Below are 16,668 nucleotides of genomic sequence, written 5' to 3' on the forward strand. Positions count from 1 at the left end.
CGCCGAGGGCGCGCGCGAGTCCCCTAAAACGCTGATGACGTCACGGCTCGCTTGCCAGTGATGTGCAGCACGACGCAGCTAAAGCGCTGCGCGCAAAGCGTCAGGACGTTTGCGTCGTAACCGGCAGCTTCTGCTCCAGTTCGGCAACGCGGCGCTCCAGCTCTTCGAGGCGCGCCCGGGTGCGCACCAGCACCTGGGTCTGCGTATCGAATTCCTCACGCGTGACCAGGTCGAGCTTGGAAAAGCCCTGCGACAGCATGGCCTTCACGTTGCGTTCGACATCTTTGGCCGGCGAGTTCTTGAACAGCTCGCTCATGCGGGCCTGAAAATCGTTAAAGACATCGTTCGGTTGTTTCATGGTGTTCCCTTTGATGCACAAAAAATGTGCATGTTTCGTTGCGTCTGTGCTTTGCCACGTCGAATGTGCCGTCTTGGTGCATGACCTGTTGACTGCCACTGCTGCATGAGCCCGTTTGGTGCGCGCTCAAACGTTAAAAGCCTTCAAACACTCTAGCAACGATCCATGCGCCGCGCCAGCGTGCCCCGCCGACGTTGGCCATCCGGCCAGGGCCGCTTGCGCCCCTTTTGCCGCATGCCCCAGGCGAAGTCTGACACAACATGGCACGCGAGTTGCTGTTACTGCCCCGCGCGCACTGCCGGGTGCTTCTTGCCGGCAGCGGAACGAGACCACGCGAACGGGTTACAGGTACGCAAACAGGGTTACGCAACGGGTTACGCAACTTAGCGAGGGATTTCATGAAACTCATTACCGCAATCATCAAGCCGTTCAAGCTCGATGAGGCGCGCGAAGCCTTGTCGGCCATCGGCGTCTCGGGCATCACGGTGACGGAAGTCAAAGGCTTCGGTCGTCAGAAGGGCCACACGGAACTCTATCGGGGCGCTGAATACGTCGTCGATTTCCTGCCGAAGGTGAAGATCGAGGCCGCTGTCTCGGACGACATCGTCGACCAGGCGATCGAGGCGCTCGAGCGCGCGGCACGCACCGGCAAGATCGGCGACGGCAAGATTTTCGTCACCCCGATCGAGCAGGTGATTCGGATTCGCACCGGGGAGACCGGCGCGGACGCCCTGTAACACCAAAAGATAGCGACACAGATAGCGACAAGAGGAAAACGAAGATGCGCAAATTATTGATGTCCATGCTGATGGCCGGTTCGCTGCTCGCGGGCGGTATCGGCGCCGCCCTCGCGGACGACGCTTCCGCCCCCGCAGCCGCTTCGGCTGCTGCTCCCGCTACGACGGCGAGCGCGCCGGCGCCTGACGCCTCGGCAGCGCCTGCTGCCGCCGCGGCTTCGGCACCGGCCGCTGATGCGTCCGCCGCACCGGCTGCCAGCGCCGCCGCAGCCGCGCCGGCAGCATCGGACGCCGCGCCTGCCGCACCGACCGCGCCGTTCTCGGTCGATTCGTCGAAGATCAATTCGGGCGACACCGCCTGGATGCTGACCTCCACCGCGCTCGTGCTGTTCATGACGATCCCGGGTCTGGCGCTGTTCTACGGCGGCATGGTCCGCAAGAAGAGCGTGCTCGCGATCCTGATGCAAAGCTTCGCGATCACCTGCCTCGTGTCGATCATCTGGGTCGTGGTGGGCTACACCCTTGCCTTCACGCCGGGCGGTTCGTTCATCGGCGGCTTCTCGCGCTTCTTCATGGCGGGCATGAACTACATCAAGGGCGACAAGGCCACGACGCTGACCGTCAGCCACCTTGCCCCGACGATCCCGGAAACGGTCTACGTCGTCTATCAGATGACGTTCGCGATCATTACTCCGGCGCTGATCACGGGTGCGTTTGCCGACCGTATGAAGTTCTCGGCGATGCTGGTGTTCATGACGCTGTGGTCGATCATCGTCTACTCGCCGATCGCGCACATGGTGTGGGAACCGACCGGCTGGCTGGCTAGCGCGGGCATCCTCGACTTCGCGGGCGGCACGGTGGTGCACATCAACGCCGGTATCGCGGCGCTGGTCTGTGCTCTGGTGCTCGGCAAGCGTGTCGGCTACGGCAAGGAAGCAATGGCGCCGCACAACCTGACGCTCACGCTGATCGGTGGCGCCATGCTGTGGGTGGGCTGGTTCGGCTTCAACGCGGGTTCGGCAGTGGCAGCAGACGGCCGTGCCGGTTTCGCGATGTTCGCAACGCAAGTGGCAACCGCGGCAGCAGCACTCGCATGGATGTTCGCCGAATGGGCAACCAAGGGTAAGCCGTCGGTACTCGGTATCGTGTCGGGCGCCGTGGCAGGTCTGGTGGCGATTACGCCGGCTTCGGGCTTCGTCGGTATGGCAGGTTCGCTGGTGATCGGCATCGCGGCAGGCGTGATCTGCTTCTGGTCGGCAACGTGGCTCAAGCACAAGCTCGGTTATGACGACTCGCTCGACGCGTTCGGCGTGCACTGCATCGGCGGTATCGTGGGCGCAATCCTGACCGGCGTGTTCGCGGTCAAGGACATCGGCGGCGCGGACGGCAGCGTGATTCTGCAAGCCAAGGGCGTGCTGACGACGCTGATCTACAGCGGCGTGGTGAGCTACATCCTGCTGAAGGTGATCGACATGGTGATGGGTCTGCGCGTCACGGAAGAAGAGGAGCGCGAAGGCCTGGACGTGAGCCTGCACGGCGAACACGTCGAATAAGGACCGTTCCGCAACCGCAAGCGCCGGCGCTTGCGGATCAGAATCAAGCGCAGCGACTTTGGCCCGCCTTTATGGCGGGCTTTTTTCTTGCAGCGTCTCTTGTGAGCCGTCGTTTTCCGCGCCTATCATGGCGATAGCGAGAATGCATTCGCATCCGCTTGCGAATGGAGAAACCGTCCCCAAATGGACAAAGCATTTGCTCTACAATCTTTTTTCTCCAGTCTGCGAGTGATCAATGGTTCCGCACCTAGTTACGGCGTTAAACGGCCCGCTGCTCGACCTCGAGCGGAAGATCCTCGACGCGACCCCCGCTATCGAACGCTGGTTCCGGCTCGAATGGCAGGAGCACACGCCGCCGTTCTACTGTTCGGTCGATCTGCGTAACGCGGGGTTCAAGCTCGCGCCGGTCGACACCAATCTGTTTCCCGGCGCATTCAACAATCTGCCGCTGGAAGTGCTGCCGCTCGCCGTGCAGGCCGCGATGGCATCGATCGAAAAGATCTGCCCGGACGCGAAGAATCTGCTGGTGATTCCGGAGCGTCATACACGCAACGCCTTTTATCTCGAGAACGTTGCCCGTCTGGCCACGATCATGCGCCAGGCCGGCTTGAACGTACGTTTCGGCACGCTCGACGAAAGCATCGTCGGGCCGGTCACGATCGCCTTGTCCGACGGCCAGAAGCTCGTGCTCGAACCGCTCGAGCGCTCGCAGCGCCGCCTCGGTCTGAAGAATTTCGACCCGTGCTCGATTCTGCTGAATAATGACCTGTCAGGCGGTATTCCGCCCGTGCTGGAAAATCTGCACGAGCAGTATCTGCTGCCGCCGCTGCACGCCGGCTGGGCCGTGCGCCGCAAATCGACGCACTTCTCCTGCTATGACGACGTCGCGAAGAAGTTCGCGAAGATGGTCGAGATCGATCCGTGGATGATCAATCCGTACTTCGCGCATGTCGAAGGCGTCGATTTCCAGGCGCGTACCGGCGAGGAAGCGCTGGCGGACGCGATCGACGGCGTCCTGAAGAAGATCGCCAAGAAGTATCGCGAGTACGGCATTTCCGAGAAACCGTATGTCGTCATCAAGTCGGATGCGGGCACGTATGGCATGGGCGTGATGACCGTGCACGACGCGTCGGAAGTGGCCGCGCTCACCAAGCGCGAGCGCGCCAAGATGGCGGCCACCAAAGACGGCCTCGAAGTGCATGACGTGATTGTGCAGGAAGGCGTGTACACCTTCGAGCGGATCGGCGAGGAAGTCGCCGAGCCGGTCGTGTACATGATCGACCGTTACGTGGTGGGCGGCTTCTACCGCGTCCACGGCAGCCGCGAACGCGATCAGAATCTGAACGCGCCCGGCATGCACTTCGTGCCGCTCGGTTTCGAGCATACGGCGCTGCCGGATGCGCACGCCAAGCCCGGCGCGGCGGTGCCGAACCGCTTCTACATGTACGGCGTGGTGGCGCGGCTCGGGCTGCTGGCCGCATCGGTCGAACTGGAAAAGACCGATCCGGAAGCGATTCAGGTTTAAGCACCGCGAGATGGACGATGGCGGCATGCGTGCCGCCATCGTCATTTTCAGCGACTATATTGACGATCAATGCCAAGCCCTAAGGGCGCACCGGAATCCCCATGGACATTCTTTTCATTGCCGATCCGCTCACGCAGTTCAAGATCTACAAAGATTCCACCTACGCGATGATGGCGGAAGCCGCGCGCCGCGGTCACACGCTCTACACGTGCGAGCCTAAGCATCTGGCGTGGACGGGCGGCGACGTCGAGGCGAACGTGCAGCGCATTGCGATCGTCGGCGACGTGACGGATCTGCATCGCGACACCTGGTACGCCGCTGAAGCGGCCGCGCCGCGCTCGCTGAAGCGCTTCAGCGCGGTGGTCATGCGCAAAGACCCGCCGTTCGACATGGAATACGTGACGTCCACGTGGTTGCTGGAATTGGCCGAACGCGGCGGCGCGCGCATTTTCAACAAGCCCCAGGCGATTCGCGATCATTCGGAAAAGCTGGCGATCGGCGAGTTCGCGCAGTTCGTCGCCCCGACTCTGGTGACGCGCGACGCCACGCGTTTGCGCGCCTTCCACGAAGAGCACGGCGACGTGATCCTGAAGCCGCTCGACGGCATGGGCGGCATGGGCGTGTTCCGCGTGAAGGCCGACGGCATGAATCTCGGTTCGATCATCGAGATGCTGAGCCACGATGGCGCGCGCTCGGTGATGGCGCAAAAGTTCATCCCCGAGATCAAGGATGGCGACAAGCGCATTCTTCTGATCGGCGGCGAAGCAGTGCCGTTTTCGCTTGCGCGGATTCCTCAGGGCAACGAAGTGCGCGGCAACCTCGCGGCGGGTGGACTCGGCGTGGCGCGCCCGCTTACCGAGCACGACCGCAAGATCGCGGACACGCTCGCGCCGGTGCTCGCCGCGCGCGGTCTGCTGTTGGTCGGGCTGGATGCGATCGGCGACTGGCTTACCGAGGTGAACGTGACGAGCCCGACGTGTTTCCGCGAAATCATGGATCAGACCGGCTTCGACGTCGCCGCGATGTTCATCGACGCGTTGGAGCGTGCTGCCGCTTGAGGCGCGGCCCTTGAATGGCCGCCACGGCCCCCAAACTGTGTAGTAAATCCGCATCAAGCAAAACACGGGCTTTGGCGTGAAAATGGGCCTGATACAATGCCCGCTCTTCCGCGCCAAGCCGAGTGGAAGGTGTCTGTCAGGCGCCACTGGCATGGATTGCGGACTGTGAACGAGCTGTTTCCCGCCCGTGCCGTCGCGGTATCCGGCGCCGCGGACCGCTCGTCGGGTGATGCGTTCCGGCCCTCACGACCCACGGCCAGTCGAGGGCGCTTACGAACCGGGCTTTGTCCCGGTCCACGGTTCGGGGCCGTTCTTTTGCAGCAAGGCTGACATGGCAGGCATTCTGATCATTGCGCACGCTCCGTTCGCCACCGCGTTGCGCGATTGTATTTCGCACATCTACGGCGGCTTGCCGGCTCGCATCGGCGTGATCGACGTATCGCCGGATTGCGATCCCGCACAGCAGGTCGCGTTCGCACATGCGGAAATCGAGCGGCTCAAGGAAGAAAACGGCGCGCTCGTGCTCACGGACATGTTTGGCGCCACGCCGGCGAATATCGCCGGGCGGCTCGCTTCGGTGCCGAACGTCCGCGTGCTGTGCGGCGTCAATCTGCCGATGCTGGTGCGTGCGGTCTGTTACCGCGCGACTCCGCTCGACACGCTGGTCGACAAAGCGCTCGCCGGGGCCACCAAGGGCGTGCACGCAATCGGACCTGCCACGCCGGCGCCGGTTGCGCCGCCCGCGGAGTCCGGCGACTGTTTGCCGGCCTTGCCGCCCGCTGCCGCCGCCACGGACTGTTTGTCGGCGTTGCCGGCCGGGGCCGACCTGACTCAGAAAGCCGGTTCGACCGGGTTGTAAGCGAATTTCACGGCTTTAAACGATTGCGTTCGGGTTGCGACCCGAGCGCAGCTGGTTTGTAGTTTCACCTTTCACCACAACACTTACCCGCGCTTCGGACCATCACATGCTGCAACAGGAAACGACTATTGTGAACAAGCTGGGGCTGCACGCGCGCGCGTCGGCCAAGTTGACGCAACTCGCGGGCAACTACCAGGCGGAAATCTGGATGAGCCGCAATGGCCGCCGTATCAACGCCAAGAGCATCATGGGTGTGATGATGCTGGCCGCGGGGATAGGCAGCACGGTGCTGATCGAAACGGAAGGCACCGACGAAAAAGAAGCCATGGACGCATTGTTGAAACTGATTGCCGATAAATTCGGCGAGGGTCAGTGAATTCGCGCGCTCCTTGCCTGACGCAAAAAGCCGCGGTTGTCCGCGGCTTTTTTTTAGCGCGTGACAATCGCAACATGAGCGGCGCCTTTCCGCGGCGCGCAGGGGTTCGCGTTGCCGGAGCGCACGCTCGACGACGGTGCATCGTTGTGGTCGGTTACGGCATTTCGTGCTGCACTGCACACAGCCATAACGTATCGACAACGGGCGCGGAATTTATAATGGACGACAGAGTCTGAGAGCATTGCAGCGGTTTGCCGCGGCATCACACAACTAGAGGAGGTGCGCGTGTCCTTCACGCTGCATGGAATTCCCGTGTCACGCGGTATCGCCATCGGGCGGGCTTATCTGATCGCCCCGGCTGCACTTGACGTAGACCACTATCTGATCGAACCCGCCCAGATCGAGGGCGAGATCGAGCGCTTTCGCACGGCCCAGCTACACGTGCACTACGAGCTCGACGCATTGCGCGCCGATCTCGCGGCCGACGCACCGAGCGAAATGGGCGCGTTCATCAACGTACATTCAATGATCCTGAACGACGCGATGCTCGTGCAGGAAACCATCGACCTGATTCGCACACGCCGTTACAACGTGGAGTGGGCGCTGACCGAACAGCTCGAGCGCCTGTCGCGCCATTTCGACGATATCGAAGACGAATATCTGCGCGAACGCAAAGCCGACATCGAACAGGTGGTGGAGCGCGTGCTGAAGGCGCTCGCCGGCGCTTCGGTGGCGCTGGTGGACGGTGTGCACGGCGCGTGCGACGAGATGATCGTGGTCGCGCACGACATCGCGCCGGCGGACATGATGCAGTTCAAAACGCAAACGTTTCAGGGGTTCGTCACCGATCTCGGCGGACGGACGTCGCACACGGCGATCGTCGCGCGCAGCCTCGGCATTCCGGCGGCGGTCGGCGTGCAGCATGCGAGCCAGCTGATCCGGCAGGACGACCTGATCATTGTCGACGGTGATCACGGCATTGTGATCGTCGATCCGGCGCCGATCGTGCTGGAAGAATACTCGTACCGTCAAAGCGAAAAAGCGTTGGAGCAGCGCAAGCTGCAACGGCTGAAGTTTTCACCGACGCAGACGCTCTGCGGCACGCGCATCGAACTCTGCGCGAACATCGAGTTGCCGGAAGACGCGCGTGCGGCGGTCGATTCGGGCGCGACCGGGGTCGGCCTGTTCCGCACCGAGTTTCTGTTCATGAATCATAAGCACCAGTTGCCGGAAGAGGAGGAGCAGTTTGCGGCCTATCGTCGCGCGGTCGAATTGATGAACGGTTTGCCGGTGACGATCCGTACGATCGACGTCGGCGCCGACAAGCCGCTCGATTCGATGAGCGGGGGCGACGGCTACGAAACCGCGCCGAACCCCGCTCTGGGGCTCAGGGCGATTCGCTGGAGCCTCTCGGAGCCGCAGATGTTCCTGACGCAGCTGCGCGCGATTCTCCGGGCGTCGGCGTTCGGCAAGGTGAAGATTCTGATTCCGATGCTCGCGCACGCGCAGGAGATCGATCAGACGCTCGATCTGATTCGCGAGGCCAAGCGTCAACTGGACGATGCCGGCATGGCCTACGATCCGAACGTGCAGGTTGGCGCCATGATCGAGATTCCGGCCGCCGCGATTGCGTTGCCGCTGTTTCTCAAGCGGCTGGATTTTCTGTCGATCGGTACTAACGATCTGATCCAGTACACGCTGGCGATCGATCGCGCGGATAACTCGGTCGCGCATCTGTACGACCCGCTGCATCCGGCGGTGCTGCATCTGATCGCCTTCACGCTGCGCGAGGCGAAGCGGGCGGGTGTGCCGGTGTCGGTGTGCGGCGAGATGGCAGGCGATCCGGCGCTGACGCGTCTGTTGCTCGGTATGGGCCTCACCGAGTTCTCCATGCATCCGAGCCAGTTGCTGGAGGTCAAGCAGGAAGTCCTGCGCTCGCATCTGAAGACGCTCGAGAAGCCGGTGGCCGACGTGCTGGCTTCGTTCGAACCGGAAGAAGTGCAGGCGGCGCTGAAGCGCGTGGTGCTGGCCTGAAACTGAAAACCCGGATTTTGGGTTCACATGAAAAACGCCGCACGGATGTGCGGCGTTTTTTTCATTCGGCGTCTTGCCTGAGCTCAGACCTGATGCCGTTGCCCGCATACCGGGCAATCCGGCTGGCGCGCAATGCGCATCGTGTTCCATTCCATTCGCAGCGAATCGAGCATCGTGAGGCGGCCCACCAGCGGCGTGCCGATTTCGCCGATCACTTTCAGCGCCTCAGCCGCTTGCATTGAACCGATGATGCCGACCGTGGGCGCGAACACGCCCATCGTCGAGCATGCGACTTCCTCGAACGGCTGGTCTTCTGGAAACACGCACGCGTAGCAGGGCGACGCCGCGTCGCGGAAATCGAAGGTGCTGATCTGGCCGTCGAAGCGCAGTGCCGCGCCTGAGACCAGCGGCACGCCATGCTGCACGCAGGCGCGGTTGATCGCGTGGCGCGTCGCGAAGTTGTCGGTGCAGTCGAGCACGACAGTGGCGAGCGGCACCTCGCGATCGAGCCATGCATCGTCGACGCGTTCGGGCACCGCGTTCACCTTCACCTCAGGATTGATCTGGGCGATCGCGTCGCGTCCGGATTCCACCTTCTTGCGTCCGACCGACGCCGTTACGTGCAAAATCTGCCGCTGCAGATTGGTCAGGTCGACCGTATCGGCATCGACCAGCGTCAAGCGACCGACGCCCGCCGCCGCCAGATACATGGCTGCCGGCGAACCCAGGCCGCCCGCGCCGACGATGATCGCGTGCGCGTCGATAAAGAGCTGCTGCGCCTCGATGCCGATTTCGTCGACGAGGATGTGGCGGGAATAGCGGAGGAGTTGATCGTCGTTCATGGCGGGGCGCGTGGAGTGTCGCGCAACGAGATGCAAGGCCGGTGGCCTGCCATGCGCGGTTTCGTTATTTTAATCGCGCGGGGGAGCGGGTGGTCTCGCTGGTGCCGGGTATTGCAACGCCTTCTGCAGCGCGTACTGCCATGTATTGCCACATGCCATCGCAGCATGTTTTGCTGCGATGGCATGTGGGGTTGGCTGCCTAGTTGCTTTGCGTAGTCGGCGCCGAGGCCGGGGCCGTTGTGCCCGGTACCGGTTGCGTCGACTTCACCGCGACCGGCGCGGACGCCGAAGCGGCCGGCTTGTTCTGCGCCAGACGCCGCTCGGTCAGCGACTTCGATTCCTGCACCGGCTTGCCTTCCAGCTTGTTCAGCGCCTGCGTCAGCATGAAGTCGTCGGTCGAACCGAACTCGACCGGCTTGCGCTCACGATCCTTCTGACGCTGTTCCGGCGTCTTCTTGTCGTTTTGCTCTTCAAGCTGGCGCAACTGGTCCATGCGTTCCTGTTCGCGCTGTTCCGCTTCTTTCTTCTCGTTCGGATCCTGCGTGTTCGCAAGGTGGTTCGAGTAGTCGACTTCGCGGGTCACCAGTGCGTCATCCGGATCGCCTTCCGCGTATTGATCGACCGCGATGTCAGGACGGATGCCCTTGTTCTGGATCGAACGGCCGCTCGGCGTGTAGTAGTACGCCGTGGTCAGACGCAGGGCCGTGTCGGCCGTCATTGGACGGACGGTTTGCACCGAGCCCTTGCCGAAGGTGGTCTTGCCGACGATCAGCGCGCGATGCTGATCCTGCAGCGCGCCCGCGACGATTTCCGAAGCCGACGCCGAATAGGCGTTGGTCAGCACGATCATCGGCACGGTCTTGAAGATCGGCGCTTCGTCTTTCAGCGGATCGCTGTCGAACGATTGCAGGCGGTAGTTATCGTACGTGTCGCGATAGACCTGCTTCGAATCCGGAATCTGGCCGTTGGTGGACACCACGACCGAATTCGGCGGCAGGAACGCGCCGGCAACGCCGACCGCGCTTTGCAGCAGACCGCCGCCGTTATTGCGCAGGTCGAGCACGAGACCCTTCAGGTTCGGCTGTTGACGCGCGATGTCTTGCAGTTTGGCCGCCAGATCAGGCGTGGTGCGTTCCTGGAAGCTGGTGATGCGGACATACGCGTAGCCCGGCGCCAGAATCTTCATCTTGACCGACTGGACCTTGATGATCGCGCGCGTCACCGTGAGCGGGAAGGTACGGTCGTCGGTCTTGCGGAAGATGGTCAGGGTGACCTTGGTGCCCGGGTCGCCGCGCATCTGCTTGACGGCCTGGTCGAGCGTCATGCCGCGCACCGGCTTGTCGTTGATGCGGGTGATCAGATCTCCCGGACGGATGCCGGCACGGAACGCGGGCGTGTCTTCAATCGGCGAGATCACCTTGATCAGGCCGTCTTCCGACGAAATTTCGATGCCGAGACCCGCGAAGCGACCCTTGGTCTGCTCCTGCAGTTCTTCGTAATCGGTCTTGTCGAGATACGACGAGTGCGGGTCGAGGCTCGACACCATGCCCTTGATCGCAGCGGTGAGAAGCTTCTTGTCGTCGACCGGTTCGACGTACTCATGCTTGATTTGCCCGAAAACTTCGGCAAACAGCCGGAGTTGGTCCAGCGGCAACGGTGCAACGGCGCTCGAGGCGGCGCTGGCGGGTTGCTGGGCCGAGGCGGAGAGTTGCAGGGTGGCAAATGCGCCGGTAGCAAGGCCCGCGGCAATCAGGCCGATATTTTTCAGGTTCTTTCGCATAGAGTCTGTTGCGGTCGGAAGCGCGTGGCAGCGTCGATAGAGATGGGGACGGACAAGTATAACTGCACACCCGCCCAGTCAGGGCGCAGCACAGGCAATCGAGATTCGACAGCGCGGGCGGGCCCTGGTTCGTGAGTTTGGGGTCACGACGCCGAAGTAATGTGCGGTAACGGCAAGATGGCAGTGCGATGGCAGCGCGATGTCGGTGCGATGGCGCAGTTGACAGCCGGTAAGCCGCGCATGCCGCCAGGTCTTGCCGGTGGGCCGTCCGTTTGCCGGGCCCTCGCTGCAAATTTCCACTGCAGACGGGGCCCGGCGGCCGGTGGCCTCGGCTTAGCCCGCCTTGCCTTGCTTGGCCACAGCGGCCTGCGCCTTCGCAATCGCGTCCTGGTCACCCAGATAGTAGTGCTTGATCGGCTTCAGGTTTTCGTCGAGTTCATAGACGAGCGGCACGCCGTTCGGGATATTCAGGCCGACGATGTCGTCGTCCGAAATATTGTCGAGGTACTTCACCATGGCGCGAATCGAGTTGCCGTGCGCGGCGATCACGACCTTGCGGCCCGACTTGATGGCCGGCGCAATCGACTCGTTCCACAACGGCAGAACGCGTGCGACGGTGTCTTTCAGGCACTCGGTGAGCGGCAATTGCTCGCGCGGCACCTTGGCGTAGCGCGGATCGCTGTAGGGCGCGCGTTCGTCCGACGGATCGAGCGCCGGCGGCGGCGTGTCGTAGCTGCGGCGCCAGACCAGCACCTGTTCGTCGCCGAATTTGGCGGCGGTTTCCGCCTTGTTCAGACCCGACAGCGCGCCGTAGTGGCGTTCGTTCAGGCGCCACGAATGCACCACCGGCAGGTACATCAGGTCCATCTGGTCCTGCACGTGCCACAGGGTGCGAATCGCGCGCTTGAGCACCGACGTGTAGGCGATATCGAACGAATAGCCCGATTCCTTCAGCAGCACGCCCGCTTGCTGCGCTTCACGATTGCCCTGCTCGGTGAGGTCGACGTCGACCCAGCCTGTGAAGCGGTTTTCCTTGTTCCACGTCGATTCGCCGTGGCGGATGAGAACGAGTTTGTACATGAGATTGCCGGTCGGTAGTAAGGAAGCGGTAAAGCGCTGCGAGGGTCCTCTAGAGGAGCGCCGCCATCGCGTCAGACGGTTATTTTATAATGGGCGGATTGCCCTTTTCGATTTCTCTCTTTTTCGGCGGATTTTCCGTGAAGTTTTTCACTGATTACACAAACCTTGTACTGATCGCAATCGTCCTCATCTCCGGTGGGTTGCTGCTGTGGCCGACGATCAGCCGGCGCGGCCGCGGTGGCCTGTCGGCCGCTGAAGCCACCCAACTGATCAACCGGCGCAATGCGGCGGTCATCGATCTGCGTCCGTCCGCCGACTTTGCCAAGGGCCATCTGCCCGCGGCGCGGCACCTTGAATTTGCAGAGTTGCAGGCGAAAGTCGCGCAACTCGTGAAGAACAAGAGCAACCCGGTGCTGCTGGTGTGTCAGACCGGCCAGCAGTCGAACAAGGCAGCGCGTATCGTGCAGGATGCCGGATACGCCGAGGTCCATGTTCTCGAAGGCGGTGTCGACGCCTGGCAGAAAGCCGGTATGCCGGTTGTGAAACAAGGAGCAGCCAAGTGAACAAAGTCATCATGTACAGCACCCAGGTGTGCCCGTATTGCCAGATGGCCGAACGTCTTTTAAAGTCGCGCGGCGTCGAGCACGTTGAAAAGGTACTGATCGACAAGGACCCGGCCCGTCGTGAAGAAATGATGACCCGGACGGGTCGCCGCACGGTGCCGCAGGTGTTCATCGGCGAGACGCATGTCGGCGGGTACGATGACCTGTCCGCGCTCGACCGCGCGGGCGGTTTGATGCCTCTGCTCGAACCTGCCTGAACGAAGCTGCCTGACCCATGCACCGGGCGGCGCATGAGTCAGGTGGGTGACATACAAGTCGGTGCATGCCGGCCCTTCAAAAGCACCTTCGAAGGCCGGCAATGCGCCGCAACGATCTGGCGGCCCGTGACGTCATGGGCCGCCGCCACGCATACCTATCAGGGAATCACTCAATCATGTCCGACGAGAATAACCAGCCGTTCTTCAACATCCAGCGCATCTACCTGAAGGACATGTCGCTCGAGCAGCCGAATTCGCCGGGCATCTTCCTCGAGCAGGAAATGCCGTCGGTCGAAGTCGAAGTCGACGTGAAGGCAGAGCGCCTCGCCGACACGGTGTTCGAAATCCTCGTGACGGGCACGGTCACGGCCAAGGTGTCGGACAAGGTTGCGTTCCTGATCGAAGCCAAGCAAGCCGGCATTTTCGACATCCGCAACATTCCGGCCGAACAGATCGATCCGCTGGTCGGCATTGCCTGCCCGACGATCCTGTTCCCGTACCTGCGCTCGAACATCGCCGACGCGATCACCCGCGCGGGCTTCCCGCCGATCCACCTCGCCGAGATCAACTTCCAGGCGCTGTACGAGCAACGTCTCGCGCAAATGGGCGGCCAGGATGGCGCGGCGCAAAACGGCGTCACGCATTAACGCGTCCGTTCGGTGCCGGCTATGAAGGTTGCTGTCCTCGGCGCCGGTGCATGGGGCACAGCCCTCGCCGGCCATCTGGCCGCACGGCACGACACGGTGCTGTGGGCGCGCGAACCCGCGCTCATTGCCGACCTCTCCGCTTCGCGCGAAAACGCCCGCTATCTGGCGGGCGTTGCGTTGCCGGCGTCCCTTCGCTATGAAGCCGATCTGAACGCAGCGCTCGACCATGCGCTCGCCGACAACGCGCTATGCGTCGTGGCGACGCCCGTCGCCGGTCTGCGCAGTCTGTTCCGGGCGATGCACGACGCAGGCAAAGTGCCGGCGCATGTGGTGTGGTTGTGCAAAGGCTTCGAAGCCGATTCGCAGTTGTTGCCGCATCAGGTTGTTGCGGCTGAACTGCCGGGGCATGGCAGCAATGGTGTGCTGTCGGGCCCAAGTTTCGCGCGCGAAGTCGGGCAGGGCTTGCCCGTCGCGTTGACGATCGCGAGTACGTCAATTGCATGCCGTGAGCGCACGGTTGCCGCGTTCCATCATGGCGCCATGCGTATCTATACCGGCGACGACCTCGTCGGCGTGGAAGTGGGCGGCGCGGTGAAGAACGTGCTGGCGATTGCCACGGGTATTGCCGATGGCCTCGGCCTCGGTCTGAACGCACGCGCGGCGTTGATTACGCGTGGTCTGGCGGAGATGTCGCGCCTCGGCGTGACGCTCGGCGGGCGGGCGGAGACGTTCACCGGTTTGACCGGATTGGGCGATCTGATCCTGACCGCAACGGGCGATCTGTCGCGCAATCGCACGGTCGGCCTGCAGCTCGCTGCGGGCCGTACGCTCGACGACATTCTCGGCGGCCTCGGTCACGTGGCCGAAGGCGTGCGTTGTGCGCAAGCCGTATTGGCAATTGCTCGCGCCCATGCGATCGAGATGCCGATCACGCAGGCCGTCTGCGCCGTGCTGTTCGACGGCGTAGCGCCCCGCGACGCCGTCAGCGCGTTGCTGCGGCGCGATTCGAAAGCAGAATAAGTCCTGTCTGTCAGCCGTTTGGCGCGAAAAAACGCTGAACGGCTGCCCGCTCTCGCTGTCCACGTTTTATCGACGCTTCGGACCAGCGAGGTTCTCATGCCCAGTTTCAACACTTGCACGCTAGAAGCGCGCGTGGTCGACATCACGACACTCGCCGTGGATGCGATCGTCAATGCCGCGAATACTTCGTTGCTAGGCGGAGGCGGCGTGGATGGCGCGATTCACCGCGCGGCCGGCAAGGAATTGCTGCGCGAGTGCGAGACGCTCGGCGGCTGCGCGACCGGCGACGCCAAAATCACCGGCGGCTACCAATTGCCGGCCAGGTATGTGATCCATGCGGTCGGCCCGGTGTGGCAGGGTGGTGGGCGCGGTGAGGCGGACCTGCTTGCCTCCTGCTATCAGCGCTCGCTCGAGGTCGCGCATCAAGCGCATTGCACAAGCATCGCGTTTCCCGCAATTAGTTGCGGCATCTACCGTTTTCCTGCCAATGAAGCGGTGCAGATCGCCGTGAGTACTGTGCTCGAAACTTTGCTGCGCACCCCGAAGATCGAGCACGTTGTGTTCGCGTGTTTCGATGCGGCCATGCTGGCGCGCTACGAAGCCGAATTGGAACGCCGTCAGGCGCCGCCGTCGAAACCGGTCTGACGCCAGGCTTCGAACACCACCACCGCGACGGTGTTCGACAGGTTCAGGCTGCGGTTGCCTGGCCGCATCGGCAGGCGCACGCGTTGCTCGTTGGCGAATTGGTCGAGCACCGTGTCAGGCAGGCCGCGCGTTTCGGCGCCGAATACGAACCAGTCGCCGGATTGAAACGCATGCTCGTGAAACCGGCCCGAGCCGCGGGTGGTGAAGGCGAACATTCGCGCCGGATCGGGCGCTTCCCTGGCGACGAACGCTGCCCAATCGGCGTGCACGTTCATCTGCGCGTACTCGTGATAGTCGAGGCCGGCGCGGCGCAACTTGGCGTCGTCGAGTGGAAAGCCAAGCGGTTCGATCAGATGCAACCGCGCGCCGGTGTTGGCGCACAGGCGGATGACATTGCCGGTGTTCGGCGGGATTTCCGGTTCGACGAGAACGACATTGAACATAGTGGCTTCAGGTAGAGACTAGTTTTTCGGCGTACGCAGCGCGACGAAGTTGGTGACGCGCCGCGCACCGGCAGCTTTGAGCGTGTGCGCCAGCGCTTCGAGTGTCGCGCCGGTCGTCATCACATCGTCGACAATGCCGACATGCAGACCTTGCACCGGCTTGGCGACTTTGAAGGCGCGGCCCACGTTCAACCGGCGCGCGTCCAGATCGAGCCGCGATTGTGGCGCGGTGTGAATCACACGATGCAGCAAAGTGGCGTCGCTGCGCACATTCAGGGCGCGGGCCAACGGTCTGGCAATCTGCCAGGCCTGGTTGTAGCCGCGCTCGGTAAGACGTTTTTTGGCTAGCGGCACAGGCGCAAGCACATCGGGCTTTTCAGACGCGTCCACCCATGAGTCCCCTGCCAGGCGCGCAAGACGTTGCGCAAACTCGCGCGCCAGCATCAGCCGGGCGTGAAATTTCAGGCCGAGCGCCAGGGCGTCGAGCGGCTGGCGGTAATCGGCCAGGGTAAAGGTGGCGTCGTACGGCGGCGGCTCGTCGATGCAATCCGCACAGCGATATTGCGCGCGACCCGCCCAGCGCGTTCCGGACAAAGGGACCGCGCATGCCGTGCAGCGCAACCTGGCTTCGTTCCAATACGCCTCGTCACATCCCGTACACAGCGTCTTATGCGACAAATTGCCGCACAGTGCGCACAGGTTCGGCAACGCGGCGTGCATCACATGCGGCCATGCTGAATACAAGCCGCGCGTGAAGCGTGCAAAAAGTGCGTTCGAGCCGCCGGGAGACGAGGATTTTTTTCGGAATGGCATGATTGGACCGCCCGCAAAGGCCTTTCACGCTGAAGGGGAAGAAGCGAGCGAGTATACTTCGTGCTCTACGCCAGTACG

At 62.7% G+C, this 16,668-nt stretch carries 18 protein-coding genes; 12 read left to right on the forward strand and 6 right to left on the reverse strand.

All coding sequences use genetic code 11. The annotated features are described in order from the left end of the window. Positions 1–100: 100 nt before the first annotated feature. Positions 101–358, reverse strand: coding sequence for an accessory factor UbiK family protein (locus DSC91_RS27420; RefSeq protein ID WP_074285568.1), 258 nt, complete (start codon positions 356–358; stop codon positions 101–103). Between the two features lie 398 nt (positions 359–756). Here DSC91_RS27420 and DSC91_RS27425 point away from each other — a divergent pair, with 398 nt between their 5' ends. The 7 genes from DSC91_RS27425 (at position 757) to ptsP (ending at position 8,500) form a co-directional block, all read left to right on the forward strand. Beyond that, complete coding sequence (locus tag DSC91_RS27425) at positions 757–1,095, forward strand: P-II family nitrogen regulator (RefSeq protein ID WP_006048089.1); 339 nt, start codon at positions 757–759, stop codon at positions 1,093–1,095. 44 nt (positions 1,096–1,139) lie between these two features. Further along, entirely contained in the window at positions 1,140–2,648 is a 1,509-nt protein-coding gene (locus DSC91_RS27430) for an ammonium transporter (protein ID WP_115781728.1), read from the forward strand. 235 nt (positions 2,649–2,883) lie between these two features. Beyond that, positions 2,884–4,173: a glutamate--cysteine ligase gene (gene gshA / locus DSC91_RS27435; protein WP_115781729.1), complete on the forward strand. Its 1,290-nt coding sequence runs from the start codon at positions 2,884–2,886 to the stop codon at positions 4,171–4,173. Positions 4,174–4,274: 101 nt separating this feature from the next. Beyond that, a complete protein-coding gene (gene gshB, locus DSC91_RS27440) occupies positions 4,275–5,231 on the forward strand; it encodes a glutathione synthase (RefSeq protein WP_115781730.1) in 957 nt (318 codons plus the stop codon). Between the two features lie 331 nt (positions 5,232–5,562). Next, positions 5,563–6,090, forward strand: coding sequence for a PTS sugar transporter subunit IIA (locus DSC91_RS27445; protein WP_115781731.1), 528 nt, complete (start codon positions 5,563–5,565; stop codon positions 6,088–6,090). Positions 6,091–6,196: 106 nt separating this feature from the next. Next, a complete protein-coding gene (locus DSC91_RS27450; RefSeq protein WP_054035732.1) occupies positions 6,197–6,466 on the forward strand; it encodes an HPr family phosphocarrier protein in 270 nt (89 codons plus the stop codon). Between the two features lie 285 nt (positions 6,467–6,751). After that, positions 6,752–8,500, forward strand: a complete 1,749-nt coding sequence (gene ptsP / locus DSC91_RS27455; protein WP_115781732.1) for a phosphoenolpyruvate--protein phosphotransferase — start codon at positions 6,752–6,754, stop codon at positions 8,498–8,500. 83 nt (positions 8,501–8,583) lie between these two features. Here ptsP and DSC91_RS27460 read toward each other — a convergent pair whose 3' ends face one another. The 3 genes from DSC91_RS27460 to gpmA form a co-directional block, all read right to left on the reverse strand. Beyond that, a complete protein-coding gene (locus DSC91_RS27460) occupies positions 8,584–9,342 on the reverse strand; it encodes a HesA/MoeB/ThiF family protein (protein WP_115781733.1) in 759 nt (252 codons plus the stop codon). A gap of 199 nt (positions 9,343–9,541) precedes the next feature. Continuing rightward, positions 9,542–11,122, reverse strand: a complete 1,581-nt coding sequence (locus DSC91_RS27465; RefSeq protein WP_115781734.1) for a S41 family peptidase — start codon at positions 11,120–11,122, stop codon at positions 9,542–9,544. Positions 11,123–11,455: 333 nt separating this feature from the next. After that, a complete protein-coding gene (gpmA, locus tag DSC91_RS27470; RefSeq protein WP_115781735.1) occupies positions 11,456–12,202 on the reverse strand; it encodes a 2,3-diphosphoglycerate-dependent phosphoglycerate mutase in 747 nt (248 codons plus the stop codon). Positions 12,203–12,339: 137 nt separating this feature from the next. Between gpmA and DSC91_RS27475 the strand changes: the two genes are divergently transcribed. The 5 genes from DSC91_RS27475 (at position 12,340) to DSC91_RS27495 (ending at position 15,334) form a co-directional block, all read left to right on the forward strand. Further along, entirely contained in the window at positions 12,340–12,765 is a 426-nt protein-coding gene (locus tag DSC91_RS27475) for a rhodanese-like domain-containing protein (RefSeq protein WP_054035864.1), read from the forward strand. Beyond that, positions 12,762–13,022 carry a glutaredoxin 3 gene (grxC, locus tag DSC91_RS27480; protein ID WP_054035740.1) on the forward strand — a complete coding sequence of 87 codons (261 nt, stop codon included), beginning with the start codon at positions 12,762–12,764 and terminating at the stop codon, positions 13,020–13,022. The genes DSC91_RS27475 and grxC overlap by 4 nt, the downstream gene beginning before the upstream one ends. Positions 13,023–13,198: 176 nt before the next feature. Further along, positions 13,199–13,669 carry a protein-export chaperone SecB gene (secB, locus tag DSC91_RS27485; protein ID WP_007179465.1) on the forward strand — a complete coding sequence of 157 codons (471 nt, stop codon included), beginning with the start codon at positions 13,199–13,201 and terminating at the stop codon, positions 13,667–13,669. A gap of 21 nt (positions 13,670–13,690) precedes the next feature. Continuing rightward, complete coding sequence (locus DSC91_RS27490) at positions 13,691–14,689, forward strand: NAD(P)H-dependent glycerol-3-phosphate dehydrogenase (protein ID WP_115781736.1); 999 nt, start codon at positions 13,691–13,693, stop codon at positions 14,687–14,689. Between the two features lie 96 nt (positions 14,690–14,785). Continuing rightward, on the forward strand, positions 14,786–15,334 hold the full coding sequence (locus DSC91_RS27495) for an O-acetyl-ADP-ribose deacetylase (protein WP_115781737.1): 549 nt from the start codon (positions 14,786–14,788) through the stop codon (positions 15,332–15,334). On the opposite strand, the gene trmL is transcribed toward DSC91_RS27495, so the two are convergent. Beyond that, entirely contained in the window at positions 15,307–15,777 is a 471-nt protein-coding gene (trmL, locus tag DSC91_RS27500; RefSeq protein WP_115781738.1) for a tRNA (uridine(34)/cytosine(34)/5-carboxymethylaminomethyluridine(34)-2'-O)-methyltransferase TrmL, read from the reverse strand. The genes DSC91_RS27495 and trmL overlap by 28 nt on opposite strands. A gap of 18 nt (positions 15,778–15,795) precedes the next feature. Further along, a complete protein-coding gene (locus tag DSC91_RS27505) occupies positions 15,796–16,590 on the reverse strand; it encodes a ComF family protein (protein ID WP_115781739.1) in 795 nt (264 codons plus the stop codon). Positions 16,591–16,668 lie beyond the last annotated feature (78 nt).

The sequence above is a fragment of the Paraburkholderia caffeinilytica genome (assembly GCF_003368325.1).
GTDB lineage: Bacteria > Pseudomonadota > Gammaproteobacteria > Burkholderiales > Burkholderiaceae > Paraburkholderia > Paraburkholderia caffeinilytica.